7 protein-coding genes are annotated in these 23,709 nt (G+C 58.2%); 1 reads left to right on the forward strand and 6 read right to left on the reverse strand.

Features of this window, described 5'->3' with window-relative positions; translation table 11 throughout:
* Positions 1–99: 99 nt before the first annotated feature.
* The 3 genes from ACR0I1_RS18365 to ACR0I1_RS18375 are packed head-to-tail and all read right to left on the reverse strand — an operon-like array spanning position 100 to position 3,354.
* A complete protein-coding gene (locus tag ACR0I1_RS18365) occupies positions 100–849 on the reverse strand; it encodes an N-formylglutamate amidohydrolase (RefSeq protein WP_480707492.1) in 750 nt (249 codons plus the stop codon).
* Positions 846–2,546: a Na/Pi cotransporter family protein gene (locus ACR0I1_RS18370; RefSeq protein WP_170664247.1), complete on the reverse strand. Its 1,701-nt coding sequence runs from the start codon at positions 2,544–2,546 to the stop codon at positions 846–848. The genes ACR0I1_RS18365 and ACR0I1_RS18370 overlap by 4 nt, the downstream gene beginning before the upstream one ends.
* A gap of 4 nt (positions 2,547–2,550) precedes the next feature.
* The gene (locus ACR0I1_RS18375) at positions 2,551–3,354 is read right to left on the reverse strand and encodes an inositol monophosphatase family protein (protein ID WP_170408817.1); all 804 of its coding nucleotides are present in this window, start codon (positions 3,352–3,354) and stop codon (positions 2,551–2,553) included.
* 375 nt (positions 3,355–3,729) lie between these two features.
* Between ACR0I1_RS18375 and ACR0I1_RS18380 the strand changes: the two genes are divergently transcribed.
* Entirely contained in the window at positions 3,730–5,259 is a 1,530-nt protein-coding gene (locus ACR0I1_RS18380; protein WP_480562828.1) for a sulfatase-like hydrolase/transferase, read from the forward strand.
* 23 nt (positions 5,260–5,282) lie between these two features.
* Here the strand turns inward: ACR0I1_RS18380 and ACR0I1_RS18385 are convergent, their stop codons facing one another.
* From ACR0I1_RS18385 to ACR0I1_RS18395, 3 genes are read right to left on the reverse strand one after another with little or no spacing between them, the layout of a single operon-like run.
* A complete protein-coding gene (locus ACR0I1_RS18385; protein ID WP_480707493.1) occupies positions 5,283–8,642 on the reverse strand; it encodes a Tc toxin subunit A-related protein in 3,360 nt (1,119 codons plus the stop codon).
* A gap of 19 nt (positions 8,643–8,661) precedes the next feature.
* Positions 8,662–15,609 (reverse strand): neuraminidase-like domain-containing protein, encoded by a 6,948-nt coding sequence (locus ACR0I1_RS18390; protein ID WP_480707494.1) that lies wholly within the window; start codon positions 15,607–15,609, stop codon positions 8,662–8,664.
* 28 nt (positions 15,610–15,637) lie between these two features.
* Positions 15,638–23,605: a SpvB/TcaC N-terminal domain-containing protein gene (locus ACR0I1_RS18395; protein WP_480707495.1), complete on the reverse strand. Its 7,968-nt coding sequence runs from the start codon at positions 23,603–23,605 to the stop codon at positions 15,638–15,640.
* Positions 23,606–23,709: the final 104 nt, after the last annotated feature.

The following is a 23,709-nucleotide window of genomic DNA, read 5'->3' on the forward strand; positions in this document are numbered from 1 at the left end:
CCATCAAACGGCCCTGCATGTCAACCAGACAAACCAATACCGTATCAATCTCGCCAGACGAAACCTCAGCCTTCAAATGCTCAAATGTCAGTGTCGCGCTCACGATGCGCCCTCCCTGATCGTGATATCGTTCAGCGCCGGTTCAAGCAGCGCCAGTATGTCCCGGGACATGTTGGCAACCTGTATTTCATTGCCCAAAAGATCATTGCGTACCTCGATCATCACATTGGCCAGCCCCCGGCTCAGCGCATGGAGACGGAGCGAATGCGTTACACCGTCAGCGGGGCCATAGGGCTGATTGCGTTCCGTGCGGCGATGCGGGATCTGATCCATGTGATCCAGCATTGCATCGACCAGACGGCTGTCCTCGTCATGGAGAAGTCCAAGTTCAACCGCGCGCGGCTGCCCAAAATAGACTGGCGTGAAGGAGTGAATAGTCACAACGACTGTATCCGGACCGCGCGCATCCAGAACCTGTGCAACTGCCTGACAGTACGGGGCATACACTGCCTGGATGCGTGCATCGCGTTGCGATTGATCGAGGCCCACATTGCCCGGCACTTCGATCAGTTCTGATTTCTCGGGCATTGCGCTTGCCGCCTCGGGCGGACGGTTGCAATCATAGACCAATCGCGAGACGGTCGAGGCCACGACCGGAGCATCAAGCGCTGTCGACAGCGCCCGTGTCAGCGCCATTGCGCCCGGATCCCAAGCAGCATGGCTGACGCGCGCGGATGCGGACAATCCCAAGTCATCAAACTCTGACGGAATGCGGTTGCTTGCATGTTCACACAGCAGAACGACGCGCCCAACGCCCGCCTGGTTCAGGATTTCGACCGATCCGGTCATCCTTTGACCTCGGTATCCGCATCCTGTTCCATCTGCGGCATTTCTTCGATCAGACGCGTTTCAAGCAACTGCCCATTGCGATACAAGATCGGATAGGCAACCGCCGCGATATGGCTGTTGAATTCGCGAAAGGCGCGCAGGGTTTCGAGGTGGATGTCACTGGTTTCAAAGCTTTCTGCGCTGCCATGTTGCAAGCGTTTAAGGTGGCGTTTGCGACTGTCACGCTCGGCCCGCTTGATTTCGGTTTTTTCCAGGCTCAGCAGACGCGCGCTTTCCAGATCGTCCGAGATCAGCACGTTCGAGGCCAGTTTCAGGTTGGCCACAATCCCCTCGTGCATTTCGACCAGCTCTGACCAACCTTCTTTCGAGAACGCGGCCCCCTTTTTGCGCATGTCATCCGCCAATGCCGTCAGGCGTTTGGCCACCACGTCGCCCGCGGTTTCCAGGCGAATGGCATATTCCATTAGGTCCCGCGCAATCTTGGCATTTTCCTTGCCGAACGCATCAGCGGGGATAGCCGCCACATATTGCCGGATACCAGAAAGGCAATCGTTCACATCAGTATCCATGTCCCGAATGGCCCGGATCTGCTCCTTGTCACCACTGCGATAGAGCTCCAGCGCAGGCCGGAACATCGAGCCAACCATATCGCTCATCCGCAGAAGCTCGCGTTTGAGGTTAGACAGGGCCTGATTGGGTCTGCTGAGGGAGTCGAGATCAAGTGCGCTGATCGGTTGCCCGGGCTGCGCGCTGCTTTCAGGACTTTTCGGATCGGGCAGCAGTTTTTCGAATGGCGCGCACAGCATGCCGCAGAACGGCAGTGCCAGAACCAGAAGCGAGGCGTTGAAAATCAGATGTGCATTCACCAGCATCTGCCCGCCTTGCAGATCGCCCAATACTCCGGTTCGCAGCGCCAGGTTGGCAGCAAACAGCGAGACAATTGACCAACTGCCCCGCAGCGCCAGATTAGCGAAGGGAATGCGCCTTGCAGACAGGGCCATGCCGCGTGTCAGCCAAACCGGGATGAAGGCGGACCCGAAATTAGCACCCAACACCAGCGAGAGCCCGGCGGCAAACGGGATCGCCCCGATTTGCACCAGGGTCACACACATCAAGATCGCAGCGACCGAAGAATGCATGACAAAGGCCAGCGCTCCACCGACCAGGAACGCTGTGATGTAATCACGCGCAAGATACTCGGCGATGGCGGGTAGAAAGGCGCTGTCACGGATCGGGTCCATCGCCTCGCGTAGAAAACGCAGTGAGATCAGGATGAATGCGACACCCATCAGAATACGGCCCAACTGGCGCGGTTTCTTGGCCTCTGTCTTGACGAACAGATAGCCGCCGACCGCAAGCAGTAGCGGCACCAACCAATCCAGTTTGAAGGACAGAACCTGAATGATCAGCGCCGAGCCGAGATCGCCACCCAGAACCATCGCGAGCCCGGTCGGAAAGGCCAACATCCCGCCCGCCGCAAATCCGGAGGTCAGCAATGCAACCGCGGCCGAGCTTTGCAAGACGACGGCCATTGTAAGCCCTACCATCGAGGCCTGCACATAGCTGCGCTGCCCCGTCATCACCCGCTGAAACGATGCACCATAGCTACGCTCGATGCCCGTGCGCACCATGCGCACAGCGTAGAGCAGCAGCATCGTTGCACCAGCCAGACTTATGAGGAAACTGACAATCGCCATTCCGTTATCCGTTCACCAGATCAAGCAGCTCGGAATGCAGTTGCGGCGTGGCCGCCGATATGACTCGGCCGTCGGAGTTCAGACCTAGCGGCTTACCCTCCCAATCGCTCATGATCCCGCCCGCAGCTTCAACTACGGCGGAAACCGGCAGATAGTCATAAGGCTGCAGATCATAATCGATGACCGCATCAACATGGCCCATCGCAAGCAGTGCATGCGGGTAGCAGTCATAGGCAAAGCGTCGGGTCTGTCCCGAATTCATCAACCGATCAAACAGGGCCGGATGATCCCGGTAAATCTTGTCGCCTTCGTTGACGAAAAAAACTGCGTCGCTCAATTGGCGTGTAACGCTGACCGAGACAGGCTTGCCATTCAGTGTGGCCCCTTGACCTTTCATGCCGATCAGAAATTCGTTCAGGGCAGGCATGCCGATGACCCCCAATCGGGGAACACCATTCGTGAGATATCCCAACAGGAACCCAAACAACGGATGCCCCGACAGGAATGACCGGGTGCCGTCAATGGGATCTACAATCCAGACATTCTGCCGATCCTGACCTTCGAACCCCTGCTCTTCGCCAAAGATACCGTCATCTGGAAAGTTCTCAGCCAAATATTGTCGCACAACGGCCTCGACACCCTTGTCCGCCTGTGTGACCGGGCTTTCGTCCGCCTTGAACTCAACCCCCAAACGTCCCCGAAAGTACCCGCGCGCAGCCTGCGCGGCGATATTGGCGATTTCGGCGGCGTGAATCGCGATATCTGACGTACCTTCGGGCGTTGCAACGGTATTTGGTGGGGTTAGCATCTGTTTTTGTCCCTCATTGCAATGCCTTAAGCAGTATTCAGAGACGCCGTCATGGTACAGGTAAACTGGATGACTAACGGATCGCCATTGCACATGGGTGTTCCGGTTGTATCGTCACTCTGCGATGCTGCATTACGCAACATCTTTTAAGCATCAACGTCACAAAACCCCACACAGCACAGCAACATTAACCCACAAAAAACAACTTATTCAACCAAATTATTCCGTTTTTGGTTGATTAGCGGTTTCGTTTGTGGATTTTTGAGCGGTGGGTATCGCCATTCCGAGGCAAAGCAGGCAATACCGCCGCGTAGTTTTGGCAGGAATACACGCGCAGGGCCAAAGATTCGGTTCAGCGATCAGGAGCACCGGGATATGACAGACAAACACAACGTCCTGTTTATCATTACCGACCAGATGCGGGCGGATTGTTTGTTTGGGGCATTGGAGGCCCATGTTGACCTGCCTCACATGCGCGCATTGATGGAGGACAGTGTTTCTTTCACGCGGCACTTTTCCGTTACCAACCCCTGCGGGCCATCGCGCGCCTCATTGCTGACCGGGCAATACGCGATGAACCACCGGTCGGTACGAAACGGCACGCCCCTGCGCCACGATGCACCGACCATCGCCAGCGAGATGCGCAAGGCAGGGTATCTGCCGATGCTGTTTGGATATACCGACACATCACAGGACCCGCGCGTGTTTGATGCAAAAGACCCGGCGCTCAGGTCATATGAATTCCACATGGCCGGTTTTCAGGAAATGCTGGAAATGCGTTTGGAGATGTCATTCCCATGGCGTTCTCATCTGAAAAACCGTGGATATGAGTTCGAAAACTATATTGACGTGTTCAAACCGGTCGCACCCAATGGCGGCCAGCCTGCACTGAATGACCCGGCCTTCTACGCAGCCGAGGATAGCGATACCGCCTTTCTAACCGATCGGTTTCTGGAAACCATGCCGGCGTATGCGGATGATGACAGGGGATGGTTTGCACATCTGACCTACATTCGCCCGCATCCACCGCTGGTAGCCCCGGCACCATATAACCGAATGTATGACCCTGCCTCGCTACCATTGCCATCGCGACTGCTAACCGCCGAGGCCGAAGAGGCGTTGCATCCGTTTTTCGCTCCGGCACGGGCCAACAGCACGGTTGCCGGGTTTGTTGAAGGTTTCCCGGACCTTGAACCGACGGACGAGGTAGTGCAGACGCTGCGTTCGATCTATCTGGGTCTTGCCACGGAGGTAGATCATCATATCGGCCGCGTGGTTTCGTTTTTGAAAGAGACAGGGCAGTACGACAACACTATGCTGGTGGTCACCGCAGATCATGGCGAGATGCTGGGGGATCGGCACAGTTGGGGTAAGATGTCGGTTTATGATGCGGCCTATCATACACCCTTGATCGTGCGCATGCCCGATGGAGCCCGTGGTAAACGGGTCGAGGCACCCACGGAATCGATTGATATCGTTCCGACGATTCTCGAATGGATCGGGCAGACAATACCGGATTCCATGAATGGGCATTCGCTGTTGCCCTTCCTTCAGAGTGAATCCTCAACCCCGGCTGACTGGCGCCGCTATTCATTCTCGGAGCTGGACTTCGCTGATCCGCTGAACCCAACCCGCTGGCAACGCGATCTGGAAACGGGGTTAGAGGACAGCTGCCTGAGCATCCTGCGCGACGACCGGTTTACATTGGTTGAGTTTGCGGCTGATCTTCCGCCCATGCTGTTTGACGGTGAAGGGCAGGGTGAGATGGAGAACGTGGCAGAACATCCTGAACACGCCGCCACATTGGCGCGCATGACACGCGACATGTTGCGTCACCGGATGCGGAAAATGGACAAGACCCTGTCAAACTGGATGATCACCCCGGATGGTCCGCGCCAACCGTGACGTTCCTATATGGCTGAGGATCGTCAACCACCCCAGGTTACAGTCATCAGCATATCCTCGAACTCTGCGGTGTCGAAAAACAGCACGATCTCACCCGTTGGGCCTGCGGGCAACGGAACCGTCGCCAACTGACCAACCGCCAGATCGCCCAGTTCCGGACGGCGGGTCAATGTGTCCTGAACCACACCTCCGTCGCTGGTATCAGAACGATCAGACACCGTGATTGTTGCCGGAGCAGCATCCAGACTGCTTTCAGCAAAAAGATCGCACCGTTTGAGCGTCGTGAGGCGACCAGCCGACCAATAGGGATAGTGCTCGGGTCGGAGTGTCAGCCGCAGCTCGTGACGCCCACCCGCAGCGGGTGTTTCGCGGCGGAAGCGCGCCCATTCCGTCGGGAACTCGTGCCGCAGTGAGAATAGCCGCACATTGCCCACAGTCCCGTCTGCCGCGATATCGGCTTTCAGATGATCAACCGCCGCATTACGCACGGGTCCACCGCCATCCCGCGCAGTGTAGCGCAGGTGCAAGACGACGTCCGAGATCGTGTCATAGTCGAACTGCTGCGGATCGCCCTGCGTTGGGTCCGCCGGCAGCTCTAGCCGCCACTCGCTGACTGCGCCCACATTTTCGAATGGTAAATAGCGATCATCAGGCATGCCCTCGAACTGACCGGTTTCCATTTGCGCCGCACTGAACACATTGCTTTCGGCGCTGTGAATATCGGCGAAACGGTCGTCTTCGGGGCCCGTGCGAACATAGCCATCCCCGATATCCGGTCGTTGCCGGATGCTGCTCTTGAGATGCACAAGTTTCGCATGGGTTCCTATATAGGGCCCGGAAACACAGGGCAGGCTGAGCGCAACACTCTTGATCCGGCGGAAGTAATGGCCCGGCCCATCCAGATCGAACTGGGCCTCGGGGATTTTAAAGGTACACCGACCTGTTCTTCGCAGATTGACCAGGGCCAGCGGATCGATTTGTAGCAGGCTGACATGTTTGGTCAGCTCGTATTCGTTGCGATTGTGCTCGTGATACGCAAGCTCCATCCGCTTGACGTCCAGCAGCAGCGCCTCGCCTGAAAGAAGCCCCTTGCGACCGCCATCCCAATAGTTGAACTGCACCAGAGTTTTCTGATCCAGCTCGGGCCGCATCAGTTCGGCTTTCATGGTCTGCTCGGCGCGTCGCGCGGTATCGAAGGCAAAGCGGTAGTACTCGTAATACAGCTTTGACAACTCGCCTTGCAGCCAGCCATAGAGCTCTTCGTTGGTGTACTTGTCCTGCAAGAAATCGCGGGTTTGCTCTGATAGACGGATTGCCTTCTTCAAGTTCAGGTATTCGCGATGCTGCGCCTGTTCCGCGATCAACGATGTCAGAATCTGACGCCCGATCTGCATCACATCATGGGCCGCCAGATTGTGCTGCAATATCCATTCATCGGCGCGACGTTCATAGGCGGCAGTGCGGGCCGCCATCCCGGCCTGATCACGGTTCCAGTCCGCGATCATCCCGGAAACATCCCCCGCGATCCGCATGACCGAGGACAGCACGGTTCCCACCTTAAAATCGATGGTGCCGCCGAGACCCCAATAGTGCAGATCAAGTTTCGGGTCGGGGATCGGGGTAAGGGTTGCTGAAATCGAGTGGAATACCGATTTGGCCAGCGTTGTGTCACGGGCTATTGGCAGCAGGATGTTAAGTTCTTCATTCTCTTTTTTCGACAGGTGAAGGTCTCCGTCCCCGGTTTGGCCTGACGTCTGCGCGCCATCGCCATCGCCCGGACGCTCAAGATCGGGAAACTCCAGCCGCTGAACCGGCACGTCATATTGCGCAACAAGTGCTTCGTAGGCTTCGTCGAAATTGGCCTTTGTCAGGGTCTGACGGGTCAACTCAAGGGTCTCGGGCGCATTTGGATCAGCTTCCTGACCCAGCAGGCGCTTGTAATAGTTCAATCGCTCAAGCGCCGCGCCACGACTGCCTATCAGCGCTTGCGTCGCTGCCTCGGTGTTTTTCCATTGAAGGTAACGAAGATCGACCTGCAGTTTCTGCAAGCTGACTTCGTGACCTTGCCGCAACAGGGCCAGTGCCTCGGCGTCGCGTTTTTCCAAGGCGGTCAGCAAGGCCGACCCGATATTGCGGACCTCTCCGGCCAATTCCGCCGCCTTCTCGATCAACACGCGCGAGCGGACGGGGCTGACCGGTTGATTCAAACCCGAAACAACAGATCCGATATCCAGCCCAGCCGCCGCCGCCTTGACCAGCATTCCGGGATCGATCGGCGGGTCGAACAGGGCAAGCGGACGAACCTGCCCTTCGATATCCATACAGTTGCGGATTTTGAACAGCCGGTCGGCAACCGTATCCCAATAACCCAGCAGCTTTTCATTATGCGGGATGCAGAAATACAACGTGCGGGCCATACCGAATAACGGCGCAGCGCTGTCGCTGGTGCCCGCACCTGTTGGCGTTGTGAAATTGAAGGGGAACGCGCCTTCAAGCTCGACCAATGCATTGCCCATCGGATCAAGCCCTTGCGCCCGAAGCTGCGCAAAGGTGCGTGGCGTGGTTGTTCCACCCGCAGGTGACCGCTGCGGCTTGTCGCCCAACAAGTTCGAGGCGAGCACATAGATCTGCAGCGCTTCCATGATGGCTTCGCGCGTGAATTGCTGGAACAGGTTGTCACCCCAGGCAATCAGATTGTCGAGGTACTTCATCACCACGTGCATCATGAATGAAATCGTCCGTGTGCGCGCGACTGCAAAGGGCTGAAATGGGGTGTTTCGCACCGCTTCATACCCATTTAGGATCGCTTCTTTCTCGGCCAGCTCCGCGTCGGTGCATTCGTCGTTTGGTTTGCTGAGCAGGGTCAACAACGTATCGATGGATTGGGCTTCGCCCTCGCGAAAGGCAAGGAAACGCCAATAGCGTGTGGGCACCGGTACATCGGGGTCATTCTCGGTCGGATCGAAAATCAGATGGAACCAGCGTTGCGCTTCGGCGAAACGTTGGGTCTTGGACAAGTGCACCGCAATGGTCAGCGGCACATGGAACATCAGTTCCCAATTGTAGTTGGCATAAGGCCCACCCATCCGCGTGTCGATTTCCTTCGGGAACGAATGGATGTCGATCTTGTCGGTTTCCTGCGGGGAATAGAGGGAATTGAAGAATGACTTGCGCAAGCTTTTGTGAAACTCCGGGGACAACATCCCGGGCACACCCTGTATGTTCAGACGCTCGATCAACTCCGATACAAAGGGGTGGAAGAAGTTTTCAAACGTGTAGTCCCAGTGTTTTTCATAGCTGATAAGCTTGATCTTCTGGGGGCCGAAAATGTCCTGATCAAGCAGGTGATGATAGCCGTAAGTGCTGATCTTGCTGGTATCCATGATCAAAGTCCTTTCCGGATCAAGTGCGACGCATGCGGACGGTGCTGCCCATCGGGCCGATGTCGCGGTCGCCAAAGCGGACCGTGCCACCGGTGCCCAGCGCTGTATGGACAAAGGCGTCTTCGGTCACGAATGCACGAAGAGTGCTCAGGTCGGCGCTGCCAAAGCCGGGGATTGCAGTCACCCGTTCAATCCGGTCGGGCTGCTCGGCAAGCGGCTCGAATGCCAGCACCATGGTATCGATTGTCGGGTCAACCTCGGCCACGCGGCCAAAATCAAGCCAAGTCACAACTTCAACGATCCGCTGTTTCGTGGACACGTAGAACACATGTCGCGGGTCGGCATAGAAGAACGGCGACTCCCAGGCTTCTCCATTGGTCGGGTGATGCGGCTGTGTGGCCTGATCGGGCGCCTTATTGGACAGCAACCGATGCGTGATCCCGTCATTGGAATAGATCGCTGTAAGGCGGTTTGACCCGGTCGACGTAATACGTTTCGGCAAGAAATGCGGCGCCTTCTTGGGTGAGCGCGTATCGGGTGTGCTAAACGTGTTGTACATAAAGAACGAAACGCCCAGCCAATCCTTGTACGAGATCGATATCCGCATCCCGTTGGTCCATGGGAATGAAGACAGGCGGATGCCCTTACGGAAATTGCGCATCTCTCGGGCTGGCACGTTTTCGCGCAGCAACAGGGGCTCATCAGGATCCGAACTGCGCGGCGGTTGCCACACGCCATCCACCCGTTCGGTCCAGTTCAGCATGACCTTGACGTCAAAGGTGGGTTCATCAACATCCATCAACGATGACGCCTCAACCTCGGCCAGCGGGCCTGATCCCGCGTTGGGTGTTCCTTGTGCCGTGTTTTCCGGCATCATCTTGATCCAGAACAGGAACAGACGATTGTTCCAGACCAGCGGCATGACCGGATTATCCTCGATATCCAGCGGGATTTTCTCCCACGCGCTCCACGAGCCGTAGGCACGGGTTCGGTGGTAATAACTGCGCTTGGCCCCGGCGGTCCGCCCGATGACGTGCAGCACATCGTCTGCTGCACCCGGATCGCCCTCGATCTGGTAGAGGCCGCATACTTCCAGCTTGGCGACCTCTTCCAGTTTCTGCAGATACCCGATCAGCGAGGTGGCTGCGCGTTCCTCGGTGATGTCACCCTGCAACAATTCACTCATCGCCTCACGGAAGAAGGGTGACTGGTCGTCGCGCAATTCCGGCTCCATCCAGTTTTCAGGGTACAGGAAGATTTTCCTGTTTGCCTCCCACACGCGATAGCGTTTCATCCATTCCCAGTGTTTCGACCTGAGGCTGGATGCAGCCACACGGGGTTCAAGGTTCATCAGGCAGCGCTCGGTAAAGATCTGTACCGAGGACAATGCGTGGCGAACCCGCGAAGTGAGCATGCACGGCTCCATCTGCACGTCCATCAGGAAGTATTCGAACAACTTTTCGGGCGTGTTGATATGCGCCGCATCCGGACGCCCGCGCAGATCGTGCAGGATATGCGCCACCAATGCATCACGCTGGCGCTTGCGCAGGCGGTCATTGATCGGTTGCAGGATTTTGAGCCAGTCATCCGGGCTGTAACGCGCACGAAGGGCGGCGCGGAAATTCCGCACAATGGGTCCGGTTGGGGCGGGTGTTGCGGCAGCGATAAGCGCTGTCGCCGGAATCCCAAGTGCCGTCAGCCATTCGGCGATGTCATGAAGCCGCTCCAGAACGGCCAGATCGCCAATATCGGCTGGGGTGAGTCCGAAATGTACCAACAGGGCGGCGATATCCACGGGATCCCAGCGCGTGACTTGGAACAACTCAGCCTCGGCGTCGGCTATGGCGAATGCTGGATTCTCGGCTATCGAGACCAGCCGGGCATTTTCAGGGGCATAAGCCGCCTTTAATCGCGCCATGCGCAGGTGTGCCGTTAGCACCCCCATCAGCGCGGCAGAGGTCGGATCATCAGGTGTGCCGGTGACGGGCAGGCTGTTTGGCCAGGCCGCACCCGCAATCTGCAAATCGCCATGTGTCGTCAGGTGCAAGACCTCAGCGACGTCAAGTTTCAGCGTTTCGGACAACCTGGCAATGCGGCGCGTGCGCAGGAAGGCCGCGCCCAGATGCGATACCGGATCAGCCGGGTAGAGATGCGAAGCGCCGATGACCTCAGTTCCTCGGCCCGGTGCACTCCAACGCAACGCCAGTCGGTCGGTCACATTGGCCACGCCCAGCGCGATTTCGACCAAAGTGCCTGCGCGAAGCTCGATCGCGTTGGTGTTTGACCATATGCCGCCCGCCTCGGTCAGAGGAACAGGTTCGCCTGCGATGCTGAGTGTCACGGTCGCGCCCGCATCAGCTTCGACAGCAATGTTGAAGAATCCGTTTTCAGGCGCTTCCAGATATCCCCGTAACCGGATCGAAATCGAAGAACCTGGTGTGGTTTGATTGTCTGGCAGCACTGTTCCAGTGGAGGCAAAATCAATCGCGCCAGATATGGTTTCGACCCGCGCAGGCGGTGCAGTGTGGGCCGGACCATCGCTGATTTCAGCACTCAGACCCCCGGATTCGAGCATCAGGGCATCCTCAAGCGCGGAGCTGGCTGGATCAGTCGCCGCATGCAGAACCTCGGTCTTTTCGAACAGGACGGCTGCCAGATCAGCCTCAACTTCGATCGCGGTACCCAGAAGCTGCAGCGCCACCTGGCGTTTCCGTCTTGAGATCAGCTGCGGCAGGATTCCTTCAAGCAGGGCACGATAGGCCTCGGCCTTTGACGTGGTTGAGCTGCGGTATGCGTCGTGAAGCGGGAGCAGCTCGGGGAAGCGGGTTAAGAATGGCTGTGATTGTGCCTCGCTGGCGCTGAACAAAGCGTCAATTGCTGGCGTGAAGGCAGCAGGTGTCCCGGCGACGGCCTGCAGGGCATCTCTGACCGTGGTCGACATGATCCCGTTGAAAACCAGTACCTTGCGGAAATCGTCATAAGCGATTTGATCGGGCGCCTCGGCCAGGATCGCCGGCTCTAGCGCAGGGGCAAAATGGTCATAGGTAACCTCGGCCGAGGATGTGGCCTCCAGATATCCGAAGAACTGCTCGGTCGCTTCGGCCCCATAGACCAGAGCCATGTGGGACCGGGCAATACCGCCATCGGGATCGTCCACCAGAACAAAGTCATTGGTGATCGCCGCAAACCCTGCACGCAGATCGCGTGCCAGGGTCGTGATGTTTTCTGCGGGCGGTGTCGTCTGGCCACTTGGGTCATGGTTCAACAGCAGCGCCAGCGCTGTTTCCAGCGACAGGCCTAGCTCGGACAGGCGATGCACCAGATCGATAACCGTCAGCAGAGCGGGTGCAGTGGCGTCTTGCGGGCCATAGGGGTCAAGACCGGTGGCTTGCAGCAAACGCTCCAATCCCGGCACGCTTTGCTCAAGCGCGCGCGCCAACCAGCCGCGACGGTAGATTGCGCTGACCGTCTCGATGGTCAGGGGTGTCGTGTCATCGAACCCCAAAACAGCAACGATCCGGTTAAATTCCGGACCCGTCAATGAAAAGGCCGCGCGCAATGTTTCAACCTCGGGCAGCAACAGGGCCGCAGGGTCTGTAAGCACGCCGCCAAAACCATCTTCGGCAAAGGCGGGGTTTTCGCGAGCAGGCCGCTGGAACATTTCACGGAATAGCGCGGCGGTTCCATTGGTGCTGATTGGTCCAAAGAGGGCCAGGATCGGGCGCAGCGCGTCCTCGGGCCTTAGCTCCAGCGCATCAAGGGCCGACATGGCGATGCCCAACTGTGGCAGGAGCTCGGCAAAGCCGGCGTCCATGCGAGCCAGGTCTACCTGCGCGTCGGCGCCGTCCGGCATCTGGTTCGTCGGATAAAGCGCCGAGATGATAGCATCCGTGTCGGCAATGCTAAGTTCCAGAACACGCCACAGACGGATGAACCGGTTAATCCGGATAAAGTCATTCCATTCAAGGCGGTTGGACAACGGATCAGGGTCTGGGTGACGCAGTTCAAGCGCGCTTAGGTCGCACATATCCGACGGGTCTTGCGGATTTGTAAGCACGATCAGACCCATGATCCGGTCGAAAGTAGTGTCATCAAGCAACCATGCCTCGACATCACCGCCAAAGCGTTCAGGCTCGACCCCTGCCGCCATCCGGCTTTGTAGTTCTGCGGAGTTGATCGCGCCGTCCCGGAAGGCCCGGATATCGTCGAAGCCCAGGCCAAGATGCTCAAGCTTCGGGATCAGCGCGGCTCCGGGGTTCACGAACTCAGTCTTTAGGATGTTCACGAGATCAACCGGCGTGATCTCGGTACGGCGGCATAGGTCGCGCACGCTTTCCAAACCATCACGCACTTCGGCTGCGCTGGCACCCGCATCAAAACCATAAAGCGAACGCACTGTCAGATCGGGTCGCGCTGACCCGGCAACCGCCACGCTTTCGGTCAGGACGGCGTTGAGACCGCGCGAGATGTTCAAGCGCTGCAGCCAGATGTCGCGCCATCCGTACGGTGCATCGTCCAGCGCGTCTGACGAACGCAAGTCGGCCATAACCCGATGTAAAGGCGCGTCGAAACGATTGAACAGGGCCTTCAGTGCCTCCAACGAACGGTCAAACGGCAGGGGGGCAGGGAATTGGGCGGTGGCCAGCGTGGCATAGGCGGCATCGCGCACAAATTGTGGACTGGCCAGCAACTCTTCAGGCGGTGTTTGACCATCGGTCGAATGACCCTGATATCCACCCAAAGACATGCCATTGACAACGAAATGCTCAAGCACCTCGCTCACCAAGTCGATGTATGGCACAGGCGTCAGAGTGTTTTCGCAAGTCAGAGGCAGGTGTTGAATATCAGGCCGCCGATCAAGCAACACATCAAGTGGATTGGTGAAGCCGTTCGGAATCTCGGTCGCGGGGCGATCGAGAAACAGCAGAAGATCGACAAGATAGGCTGCGGGGCTGAGGACTGACCGGCAATGCTCGCATCCGCAATAATCCATCGAACCGAAAAGCTCTTCTAATGTGGAGTATGCGAGCACATCACCAAAATTGTCCGACCCGCCCGGGGTAGGGTTCAAAAATCCGTCAGCAGCGCCCACGCTGGGGCCGATCGCTGGCATCATCCGATGAGTCATATAGGCGGTGGCCAGATTCAGAACCGCTCCGTGGACCTGTTCAGCCTTGCGGTAGATCTGCATCGCGACGGCCTCGTTGAGAACGGCCTTGTGGGCGCGCAGGAAATCATCTTGTGGCAGCGCCACGACCGTATAGGCCGAATCCAACCCTGCAGCCAGCATGGCATTCATACTGCTGTCGTCGGGCGAGATCTGATAGACCCGCTGAATGCGTGAGATTTCGCGCACCACTTCTGGCGGTTCGTCCAGCGCATTTTTTGCAATAAAGCGCGCAACGGGCTGCTGACCTATCTGGAAGGTATCGGCATGTTTTGCGAGGAATTCATGAACGTTGTTCGACAACCCGGTATCGACCAATGGCGTCTCCTGCGCCCGGACCATTTCCGCAACAACCGCAGTCGGGAAAGACAGCCGCACCTGAGCGGCCATGAATTCTGCATAGTTGGCGCGTCTTTCGGCGGCATCCCGGCCCTGAACTGCCTCTGGCACGGGGTCGGTATCATCCATGATCGCGGCCCAGGCGTCGGCTTTATGAAAACCCGCCTTCACTAGGCCTCCCAACGTACCGTCCGCATCGCCATCGGTGTCACGGTGCAAGCGTTCGACCAGCTTGGAGTTGTTGAGCGTCAGATAGGCAAGCTTGCCATCGGTCTGCAAACGGGCGGCTTTGTCCTGACCCAACTTACCCTCTACCTCGGTCCAGAATGTATCGAGATCATCACCATGCGCCGCATGGAGCGCGGCAAAAGTTTCACGCTCGTCATCCCGCGTCAGCGAAAGTGCAAGCAAAGGCTGCATTCCGGCCAAAGCCCCGGGAGGGGGCGTATCCAGCCGCACGCGCGCGGAGACTTCGGTAAATCGGGCAAGGGAGGCATTTATCTGATCCGCCAGTTTGGCGTCGATCAATCCTTCATCCAGCGCGGATTTCCAGATTTGCGCCACTTTAGCAGGGGGCGTGCGGAAAACCGCGGTGTCATCGGCGGGAACACCTGCACGTAAAAGCGCATAGAACAGGCCAGAGTCGATGCGTTGACCACGCCGTCCAGCGGTCTTGTCAGACAACTGCTGGGATAGCGACGCCAGTGCCACGGCGCGCGCGTCCCAACCTGTTTTATTGGCCAGATATGTGATGTCCTGACGGGTGTCGCTTTCTTCAAGTTTCGACAAGGCACCGTTGAACTGACCAGAGAGCGCCTTGGTCAGTGTGGCGTGTTCTGACGACATTTTTGCGGCACTTTCAGCAGGCAGAACCACGGAAAGCTCGGACTCCGGTCCGGCGTCATATTCCACCGCCGAAGCGGCAACCACATCGTCATTCAAACGCACCTGCACCTGAAGGTCTGGCGCATCCTTGCCGCGCTTGGTGATCTGATCTCCGGTAAACACAATCTCGAAGGCACCGCGTTTACCGGTTGTAGCCTTCCCCAGTTCAACTTCGCCGCCGACACCTTTGTCGACAACAACAACAGCAAGGCCATCAACAGCCGCACTTTGCGCACTTATAACGCGACCGCTGACACGGTAGGTGCCAAAATCCGTCGGCGTGTCCAGTCGAGCGACCAGATCGTTAATCACAGCTGCCGTTCTTTTATCGACACTGCCGGTCGGGGACAGATCGGCCTCTTTCTGAACCAGGCGAACGGCTTCAGTGGTGCCCTTTCCGTAGGTCGGTGTGCGGCCATCCTTTTCGCGCGACACGATATCGGCCAGCGCTCGGCGCGCGCTGATATCATTGGCCAGCAGCAAGCCTTCACGCAGCAGTGCCAGCAAAGCGGATTGCAGATCGCCCACCGTAGCGCGGCGCATTCTGGGCTTTAGCGGATGCGTAACTTTGGTCATGAGGAGGTACCCTTTCTGACAACTGCGTTCACCATTTCAAATGGCCTTTGATGCCCTGGCCTTGCAGGATCGACATCGTGCCTGCCGCGCCCAGGCCAAGGTATCCAGCGGACCGTCGGAAGAAGCCGCCAACGCCGCCCTGACGATGGCCTGCGTCGATTTCGTCCACCCAAAAATCGGCCGCTTCGCGCGCGGCGGTTTTTTCGCCTTTGATTGCGGAGCGAGCTTCGGTTCCGGCCAGTGCAATTGAGCCGAAAGCTGCGAGCCCGGCGGCAAGGACCGATCCGGCACCACCACCCGTGACGAGCTTGCCCGACACCGAGACCACGTTGAGCGTGCCCGAGGCCGTGCCCTCGACCACATTTGCAGTGCCAACGCCGGTCTCGCCTTCGGCGATTTGAGTGATCCCTGTGCCAACCTGAATGCCGCTGGCCGCCATACCGATCACCATGAGCCCACGGCCCATGACCCCCAGGATGGCGCGGCCCCCGGACAGGGTGTGCGACACGGCCTTGCTGCCTTTCAGCGCCTTGGCCAATTTCGAGATCGAGGTGATCTTACCCGGTTTGTTCACCCCGCGTATGGTATCGAGCTGTTGTACCATAACCGCATTCTTCGGTGCAGCGCCGGGGCGATAGACCTGCACGGTGCCGTCAATCATACCAGTATTGGTGTTGAATGAGGTAAGCATACCGTTGCCCTGTTTCGGAATCTCGATCAGTGTCCAATTGCCATTGCCATGCGCCACGAGATGAGATCGAACCCCGGCAACTTTTACACCTTGGGCATGGGTGGTATTGACGTCGGCAAAGGAAACCATGGCACCGGGCGGATGCGTATGCGCGATGGCCGTTGTACCTTTGGGGATCGAGACTTCGGGTCTTGAGGCCGTACCTTTCAGTATCTTGAACGTGTTGTTTTCCTTGATCAGTGCAAATTCCTGAACGCTGCCTTCGGTGTTTCTGACATGCGTTGCCAGTTCATCAAGCGTCTCAAGACCCTTTTGCAACGAAGCAACTTCAAGTCCTCCGGCGGGTACTGAGGGCGGCGCCGTGCCCTCGGGATCGTTAAGCGTAACCGGGTTGTTATAAGCATAGGCATACAGGTTCAGCCCACCTTCGATACCGATGGGATCGGCACTGATCCATCGGCCAAGCCAGGGGGCAGCATAGCGCGCACCGTGGTGGGTGAGCCCGGTTTCGGCATCCCGCTCCATCGCTGTGTATCGGAACCGCTTCGGCCCCAGACCTGCAGTGGCAACGCCTTGGTAAGTGGTGCTGCCGAAGGGGCTGTATTCCTCGTAAGACAGAACTTCGCCGTTCTGATCCAGTTCAATCCCTACGCTGCCAACATGGTTGCTGTGCTGGAACCGAATGACACGGCTGACGGTGCTACCCGCGATCGTGGTCTCAACCAATGCGATGCGACCGGCTTCGTCACCCACATGCAGTGTCTCACGCGTACGCGGGTTTGCCCCCGTTTCGCGGACTATGTCGAACCCGCCCAGCGAGATTGTCTCGCGCCGGATAGCCCCTGCGACGGTTTCCGTCACCTTGCGGATGCGGGCTCCATCGGCGGCATAAACAAAGAAAGTGCGGTCCCCTTGGTGGGCCAGACCATCCGCATCATCGGGTCCAATCGCCTGACGGCGGCACATGCGCAGTTGGTTATCATGGTCCCATTCAATCTGATCCAGATGGGAAAGGCGCAGCATGTTGCCCATCGCATCATAGCCATCACCGCCCTGACTGATGATATCATTCACAGCACCGACCGATGTCTGAGTTAAGCGGTTCGAAGGTACCCCCGCAGACAGGGCACTGTCCTCACCATAGGTGTAAGTCCGCGTCCAACCGGGTGCCACGGGATCAGAGCCCCGGTGGCGCATCTCAATCAAGTTGCCCGCAATGTCATAGTGAAAACGCTCAAGATACCGGCCAAGGGCGAAACCATCACTGCGGTGTGGCAGCCGAGTTCGCGCGGCATCGTTATAGCTGTGGGCGCCGGGTGCGCCGCCTTGCTGGCCCAGATGTTCGCGGCCCGTCGCCTCGATCAATCGATGCAAGGCATCAAATGTATAGTCGTTAGAGGCATCAACACGGCGATTACGGAAAAAGATCTGCTGTTGCGCGCTGTCGCGGATGTGGGTCACGTGGCCAGACACATCGTAGATAATATGCTGCGCCTGCAAGTGGCATCCTGGCCAGCCTGCAACTGGCGGTGTCGGACAGTCCGAGCCAAAACCCGTTGCTTCGCGCCGGGTGATGATGCGTTCGGTGAGACGGGTCAACGGATCATGCAGGATTTCTGTTTCAACCGCGTTGCCATAGGTTATGCGTTCGCGGTCGCCCCAAGGGTTATATGCAATGCTTGAGACCACGGCATGATCCGCAGTGGCGGGATCCAACAAAGTGTCAGGTGCCGCGGGTCGTGCGTGCCAGGTGTCCACCCGATCAAGCCGCGAGGACGGGTTATAGCGGTACTGCACAACCTGGATGCGCGCGCCCGGCCCTTGCGGTTGCAGCGGCACCAGTTGAACCGGACGGTCCAGCGCGTCAAAGCGGGTTTGCCCTGCGAAAATCTCGGGCTCAGTCGCCACGGGTGCGGCCCAATCGAGCGTGGTGCGAAACTCCTGCGCCAGTTGCCGCTGGCTGCGGATTGGGTTGCCTTTGAAATCATGGGCCAGAATTTCCATCGTGCCGGATTGGTCGCGGCTGATCGCAATGCGTTTGCGGCGGTTCAGGGCTTCGGGTGTCGGCAGCGATTCTCCGTAGACCGTTTCATCGATCCGCAGCTCAGGAACCGCATTGATGCTTAGATGAGTGGCGATGGGTCGGCGCAATACATCGAATTCGTGGCGCAGCCGGTGGTCGCGCGCATCCCACGTAAACGCCGTTTCGCCATTTACATCCGATAGCCGCCAACGGGTACCGCCCTCCATACTGTCGGTCCGAATGGCGGTGCTGAGCATGTCGAAAGCGGTACGCTGAACCTCGCGCCCAAGCTCATCCCAGGTTCGGCGCGTATTGCCTTCGATATCGATTTCGGTCGCAACGCGGTGGAGTGTCTCGGTCGGTAGGGTGCCCGGGGCCGTGTTGCTGTAGAGAGTGCGGTTCGTGGTGAGGCGCGCGATCAGCGCACCACGGGTATCCGCCAATGCCCGCATCGGTGTGTCATCATAAAGCGCCGATTTCGATGCAGCCTCAGTGGCGCGCTGCCGGTCTTCGGGATCGGGGAAACGGGTCGCCAACGCCTGCGCTTGCGCCGGATCGGTGCGCAGCGCGTGCCAAGTGGGTAAATAGGCAGCCTGCGGCAACCTGCGGAAATGGTCGCCAAGATCGGGGTCTTGGGCGGGATCCGAAATCAGTACAGTATCGCCCGGGTCCCATGTCGTCTGGTCCCAAACAGAAAACCGGTGTTTGCTCCATGCATGATCGGGATTCAAAATCCCGATCTCTCTGCCCAATGCGTCGTAGAAGAAAATTGGGCTTACACCGATGCGGAGGTCGGACTCATAGGTCGGGCGATCTGTGAAGAACGGTTCGAACTGTCGAACAATATTGCCCTTGTTGTTACGCACTTGCCAGCCGGTACCAACCCAGCGTGGCGACGGCGATGCGGACATAACCGGCCGACCATCAGGTCCCAGCAGGATGTTCCCCGAGCTATCACGCGTTGGGACCGGACCGTCTTCGGCCTGAATCTTGCGTTGAATTTCCTGCCCCATCCCATCTGTAAAGGTAAGTTCGGCCAGGAACGGGGTGGTTTGACCCGGCAAAAGATCACTGTCGTGAACCTCTCGATGCAGGGAAAGACCGATGACGGGTGATGGGACAGGATCCCCACGAGAGTGATAATAGGCCCAGGGATCATAAACATAACGCATTGTCGCGCGCCCAAGTGCTGCCAGAGCTTCAGGTCCACGCGGATTAGTCAGCACTTGGGTGCGTGCTGCAGGCACCAGTGTCGGATCAAAGCCATCCAGCCTGTCACCTTCGTCGGGCCCATCGACCTTGCCCATTCGGGCCATGCCGGTCACGCGGCCATAGGCGTCAAAGACCACCTCGCTGCGATTACCGTTCTCATCGGTCAATACCGAGGCTTGCAAAACGCGATAATCCTGTCGGCGTTCGGTGATTGCGCCAGCTGGACCGGTCGAGCGTACCCCTGCCGACATGCGATTGCCCAATGCGTCCTGCGTTTCCTCGATCAGCAGGTCGAAAGCGTCATAGCGGGCTGTTGTTTCCGTAGGTGTCGTAGGCTGATGGAACGGGTCCCGCAGGCGATGTGGTCGAAAGAAATGCTGACGTGCAAATGCCAGCTCTTGCGCGGGCGTATCACCGCTTGAGGGCGACAAAAGCTGACGGTCCGATGGCCGCCACCACTGGCCGTCACCGTCAATCTCGGTGTATCCTGCCTGCGCCATCTCGGCTGCACCAACGCGGCCTCCATAAACCTGCGTGACAAGACCCGGCGTGAAGGCCAGTTGGAAGCTTTGATGGAAAAGCCCCAAACTGCCCATCTGGCCAAGCGGCAGTGGGCCGGTCAGCGTATCATCCCTGAAATACTGACGGCGGTGTTCGATCAGACGACGCTGCACCTGACCCGCGGTTGGGGTCGCTTCATAAGCAAGATCGGCTGCAGCGTTCGCCTCTGTCTCGATCTCATCAAAGGACAAACGCGTACCCGGCGCTGGGCTTAAGCCGGTAAGCTCAAAGCTTTGCTCTTCACATGACACCGAGGCGCGGTAGGTTTGATCTGTCGCGATCAGGTCCGTGACGCGCCGCGTGTGTAATACCGCATGTAACTGCGCCTGACGCGCCTGATCTTCAGGCGTCAGCGTCGGATCAGGTGTTTGCCGGCCATACCTGACATCGACGCGGCGCAGTTCAGTCCCAAACGGGTCAACCTCCAGTATGACCTGATGCTGAAGGCGCGGGTCATCGGGGATCCGCTCATAATGCGCGGTTAGACTTTCCCGGGCATGGGTCAGAAACACGGCATGACGGTTGAGTCCACGGGACTGCAGCAAATGCACAGTCTGCGTTTGCTCAACCACCTGATAGGGGTGACCATTGGGATAGCCGGGCTCCGCCCTGCCATCGAGCGCATAGGTTTCACGCCGCAGCACCGTGCCGCGAAGCGCGCGCGCAGCCTCGCGTGTTTCTTCGGTTGTCAATCCGGGTGGCAACACCGTGTCGGGCAAAAGCCGTCGCCGCGCTTCAACATCGTCGTCACGCCAAGCGGGTGCGCGCCAGTATTCCCCACGATCCTGCCCATCAAGCAGACCAGCCAAGACATCGGGCAGACTACCTTGGTCGAGATACACGCCGGTATGAAACCATGTTCTGGTCAGGACGGGCGGAACATGAGATGCCGGGTCTTCGTTTGATGCCAGTGGCCCCAGCGCATCTGACGAGAGCGCTGCGAATTCCTCGGTGTCCCATTGTTCGACCATGCCGAACCCGCGAAACTCGCGCTCGACCCCGTCGAAATGACCATGGTGAAAGGCAAAGCGAGATACGAACCGGGTTTGCGCCACACGATCATATGTGACGATGCGATCAACCACCTGCACCGGGAACGGCAGGCGCGTGGCCCAAGGACGTCCTTCATAAAGGTCTTGCAGGTAAAACCGCGACGACGAGGCATAGCGCAATTCGGTCTCGCCACCGAAATTGTTGACATATCGGGTCATGAGGTGCGGTTTTTGTCCGCCCATCAGATCGATGTAACGCAGAGGCTGACCTGCGTCGCGGGACAAAGTAGAGGACCACACAAGACAGGCGGTGCCCGTTCCAAATAGATCGAGCAGATCAACCGAAGTTTCGGTATCAAGCGGCGGCACATTCCCTAGGCGTCGACGCGGTGCAAGCCGGTTGCCAGACATGTTGAAATAGAGGTCGATACCTTCTGCACCCAGATAGACAATGTCGGTGGTGCCCGAGCCGTCGATATCCGTCAGGCGCAGGCGGCTGCGGTCGAACATTTCGGGGCGATCAAATTGTGGCGCGTCGTCCATCGCCACTTTGGTGCCGAAACGCCCATATCCGCAATTGGGCCAATAGGCGACTTCACCACAGCGGATACGAACCAGATCAGACAATCCGTCGCCGGACATATCCGCCAGAAAAATTGCAGCCTCCGGATCGGAAAACACAAGTCGGGGTCCGTCAGTGTCGTTCCATGGCTGCGCTTGCCTGCGCGCGGGGCCAAACCCGGCCTCGCCTTCAGAGGGGTGCCAGACAAAAGCGGTGTCCTCGGTCAGAAGAATGTCAGCAAGGCCATCGCCAGTCAGGTCAACCATCTTCATGCTGTCATTGGACGCATCTACATGTGGCCAATATTCAAACGCGCGGAAGTCGGACCAACCTGATTGCGCGTCGCGCTCATGGAACCCCGGGGTTGTCCGGTCCATTACCACCAGATCCGGGCGACCATCCCCGGCAAGGTCCATCCATTGACCTGACTCGGCAAATGCAGGCCGTTCGGCAACCAGCACGGGGGCAGCAAAGCGCGCCGTGCCATTCATTGGTCCAAGGTTGCGAGTGTAATGCCAGGCACCTGGGGTCGAAGTCAAAATTCCACCAACACCGTCACCGTCCAAATCAACCCAGTTTGCCGGATCGGTAAGTCCGGCCGGAGCACCTTCGGTCTGCTCGCGGTCAAGGCCGTGCACAATATCGTTCACTTCAGCTCGGCTATAGGTGAATTCCACCGGTGGAATTGCCTGTCGTCTGTAGGCGAGGAACGTGGCTCCGTTCACATCGAGCGGTGCAACCGTATCGTCCGGAGCGAAGCCCGACTGCGCGACCGCCATGAGGAATGAGCCATAACGCGTACTGCCGGGGTGCTGACGCTCGTCATCAGTGTCAGCACCGGGAGGGGTGAAATCGTCATAGGAAAACTCGGTTGTCTTCACGAGACCGCGATAGCCCGGTTCGCCCGTCGGCAGGTCGGGGATATCATGAAAGGTCAGAATTCGATGGCAGCGGCGATAGCGCCGAACCTCAAAGCCCGCGCGGTAGCTTGATGTGGGGTCCGGGCGCACTTGCCAATTTCGGCCGGGATTAGCGGATGCATGTACAAGCTCATGCTGAGCATCCGCCGCCACGTTGGGATCAGGTGCGATTGGCAACAGGTGGTCTTCGCCATAATCGAATACGACCGTGAACAGCCATCCACCTGCATTCACATCCGGATCAACCAAACGAGAGACTCGATTGCCGTAGCGGATGCGTTTCAGATACCGCTCGGCTGTGCGGGACCGATTGGCTTCGTGCGCCTGCGCCTGATCGATTCCAACTGCGTCTTCGGCGACATGCTCGTATCGGATGGCGTTGCCTTTGTCGTCAAAGGTCTCGGACAACAACCAGCGAAATACACGGGCGGGGTCGTCCGGGTCTGCCACCCTTGATAGGCCTGACGCGCCATAGATCGAAGTGACGTTTTCGCGCGACGTGACACGCCAATGCGCGATACCCGACGCCTCGTCTGTCCACCGCTCAATGCGGGCAAAAGTGCTTTCGATCCGTGGGCGGAACCTGTGGATGGTCACACCTGGAAACCGCGCGCGATCTTCCCATTGTGCCCCCTGAGAATCGAGCAGCGGCACCAGATCTTCAGACCCAGAAATCAGGAAGACATCCGATCTGGCGGCATCGTCGTATTGGGGCAGGCCCTTTTCCGTTTTGCGCGTGATCTCGGGCAGCGAAAGTGACCATCCAAAGCCGAAAATGCCGCTGCTGGTGCCAGCCTCATAGCTCAGTTGCAACTCTGGTGTGAAACCACCACGCCCGGGGCTCACAGGAACCGGAATCGTCAAGGACGCAGACCCGGTCACCGGATTCGAGGTGATCTTTTCACCAATACCAGAAATCGCGCCACCGCCTTTCGGCAGATTAAGCGACAGCACATCTTTGTTGGCGCCATTGTCACCTGAAATGGCGGATGCTTCCGACCTTTGAGGTCGGGAAATGGCAGTGGAGCCTAACATTCGGCCACCATAAATTCGTCATAAAAATATCAGCGCCACAGGGGCGCTTTACGTAAGGTAAGCAATCGGAAACCGCTGGGTCAATGCAATCAGATGGGATCGGC

It is taken from the genome of Ruegeria sp. B11 (assembly GCF_056539785.1).

What these genes read in the sequence shown, in the direction of transcription:
- ACR0I1_RS18365 (WP_480707492.1), bottom strand. Translation starts at nt 849, where the DNA reads ATGACCGGATCGGTCGAAATCCTGAACCAGGCGGGCGTTGGGCGCGTC.
- ACR0I1_RS18370 (WP_170664247.1), bottom strand. Translation starts at nt 2,546, where the DNA reads ATGGCGATTGTCAGTTTCCTCATAAGTCTGGCTGGTGCAACGATGCTG.
- ACR0I1_RS18375 (WP_170408817.1), bottom strand. Translation starts at nt 3,354, where the DNA reads ATGCTAACCCCACCAAATACCGTTGCAACGCCCGAAGGTACGTCAGAT.
- ACR0I1_RS18380 (WP_480562828.1), top strand. Translation starts at nt 3,730, where the DNA reads ATGACAGACAAACACAACGTCCTGTTTATCATTACCGACCAGATGCGG.
- ACR0I1_RS18385 (WP_480707493.1), bottom strand. Translation starts at nt 8,642, where the DNA reads ATGGATACCAGCAAGATCAGCACTTACGGCTATCATCACCTGCTTGAT.
- ACR0I1_RS18390 (WP_480707494.1), bottom strand. Translation starts at nt 15,609, where the DNA reads ATGACCAAAGTTACGCATCCGCTAAAGCCCAGAATGCGCCGCGCTACG.
- ACR0I1_RS18395 (WP_480707495.1), bottom strand. Translation starts at nt 23,605, where the DNA reads ATGTTAGGCTCCACTGCCATTTCCCGACCTCAAAGGTCGGAAGCATCC.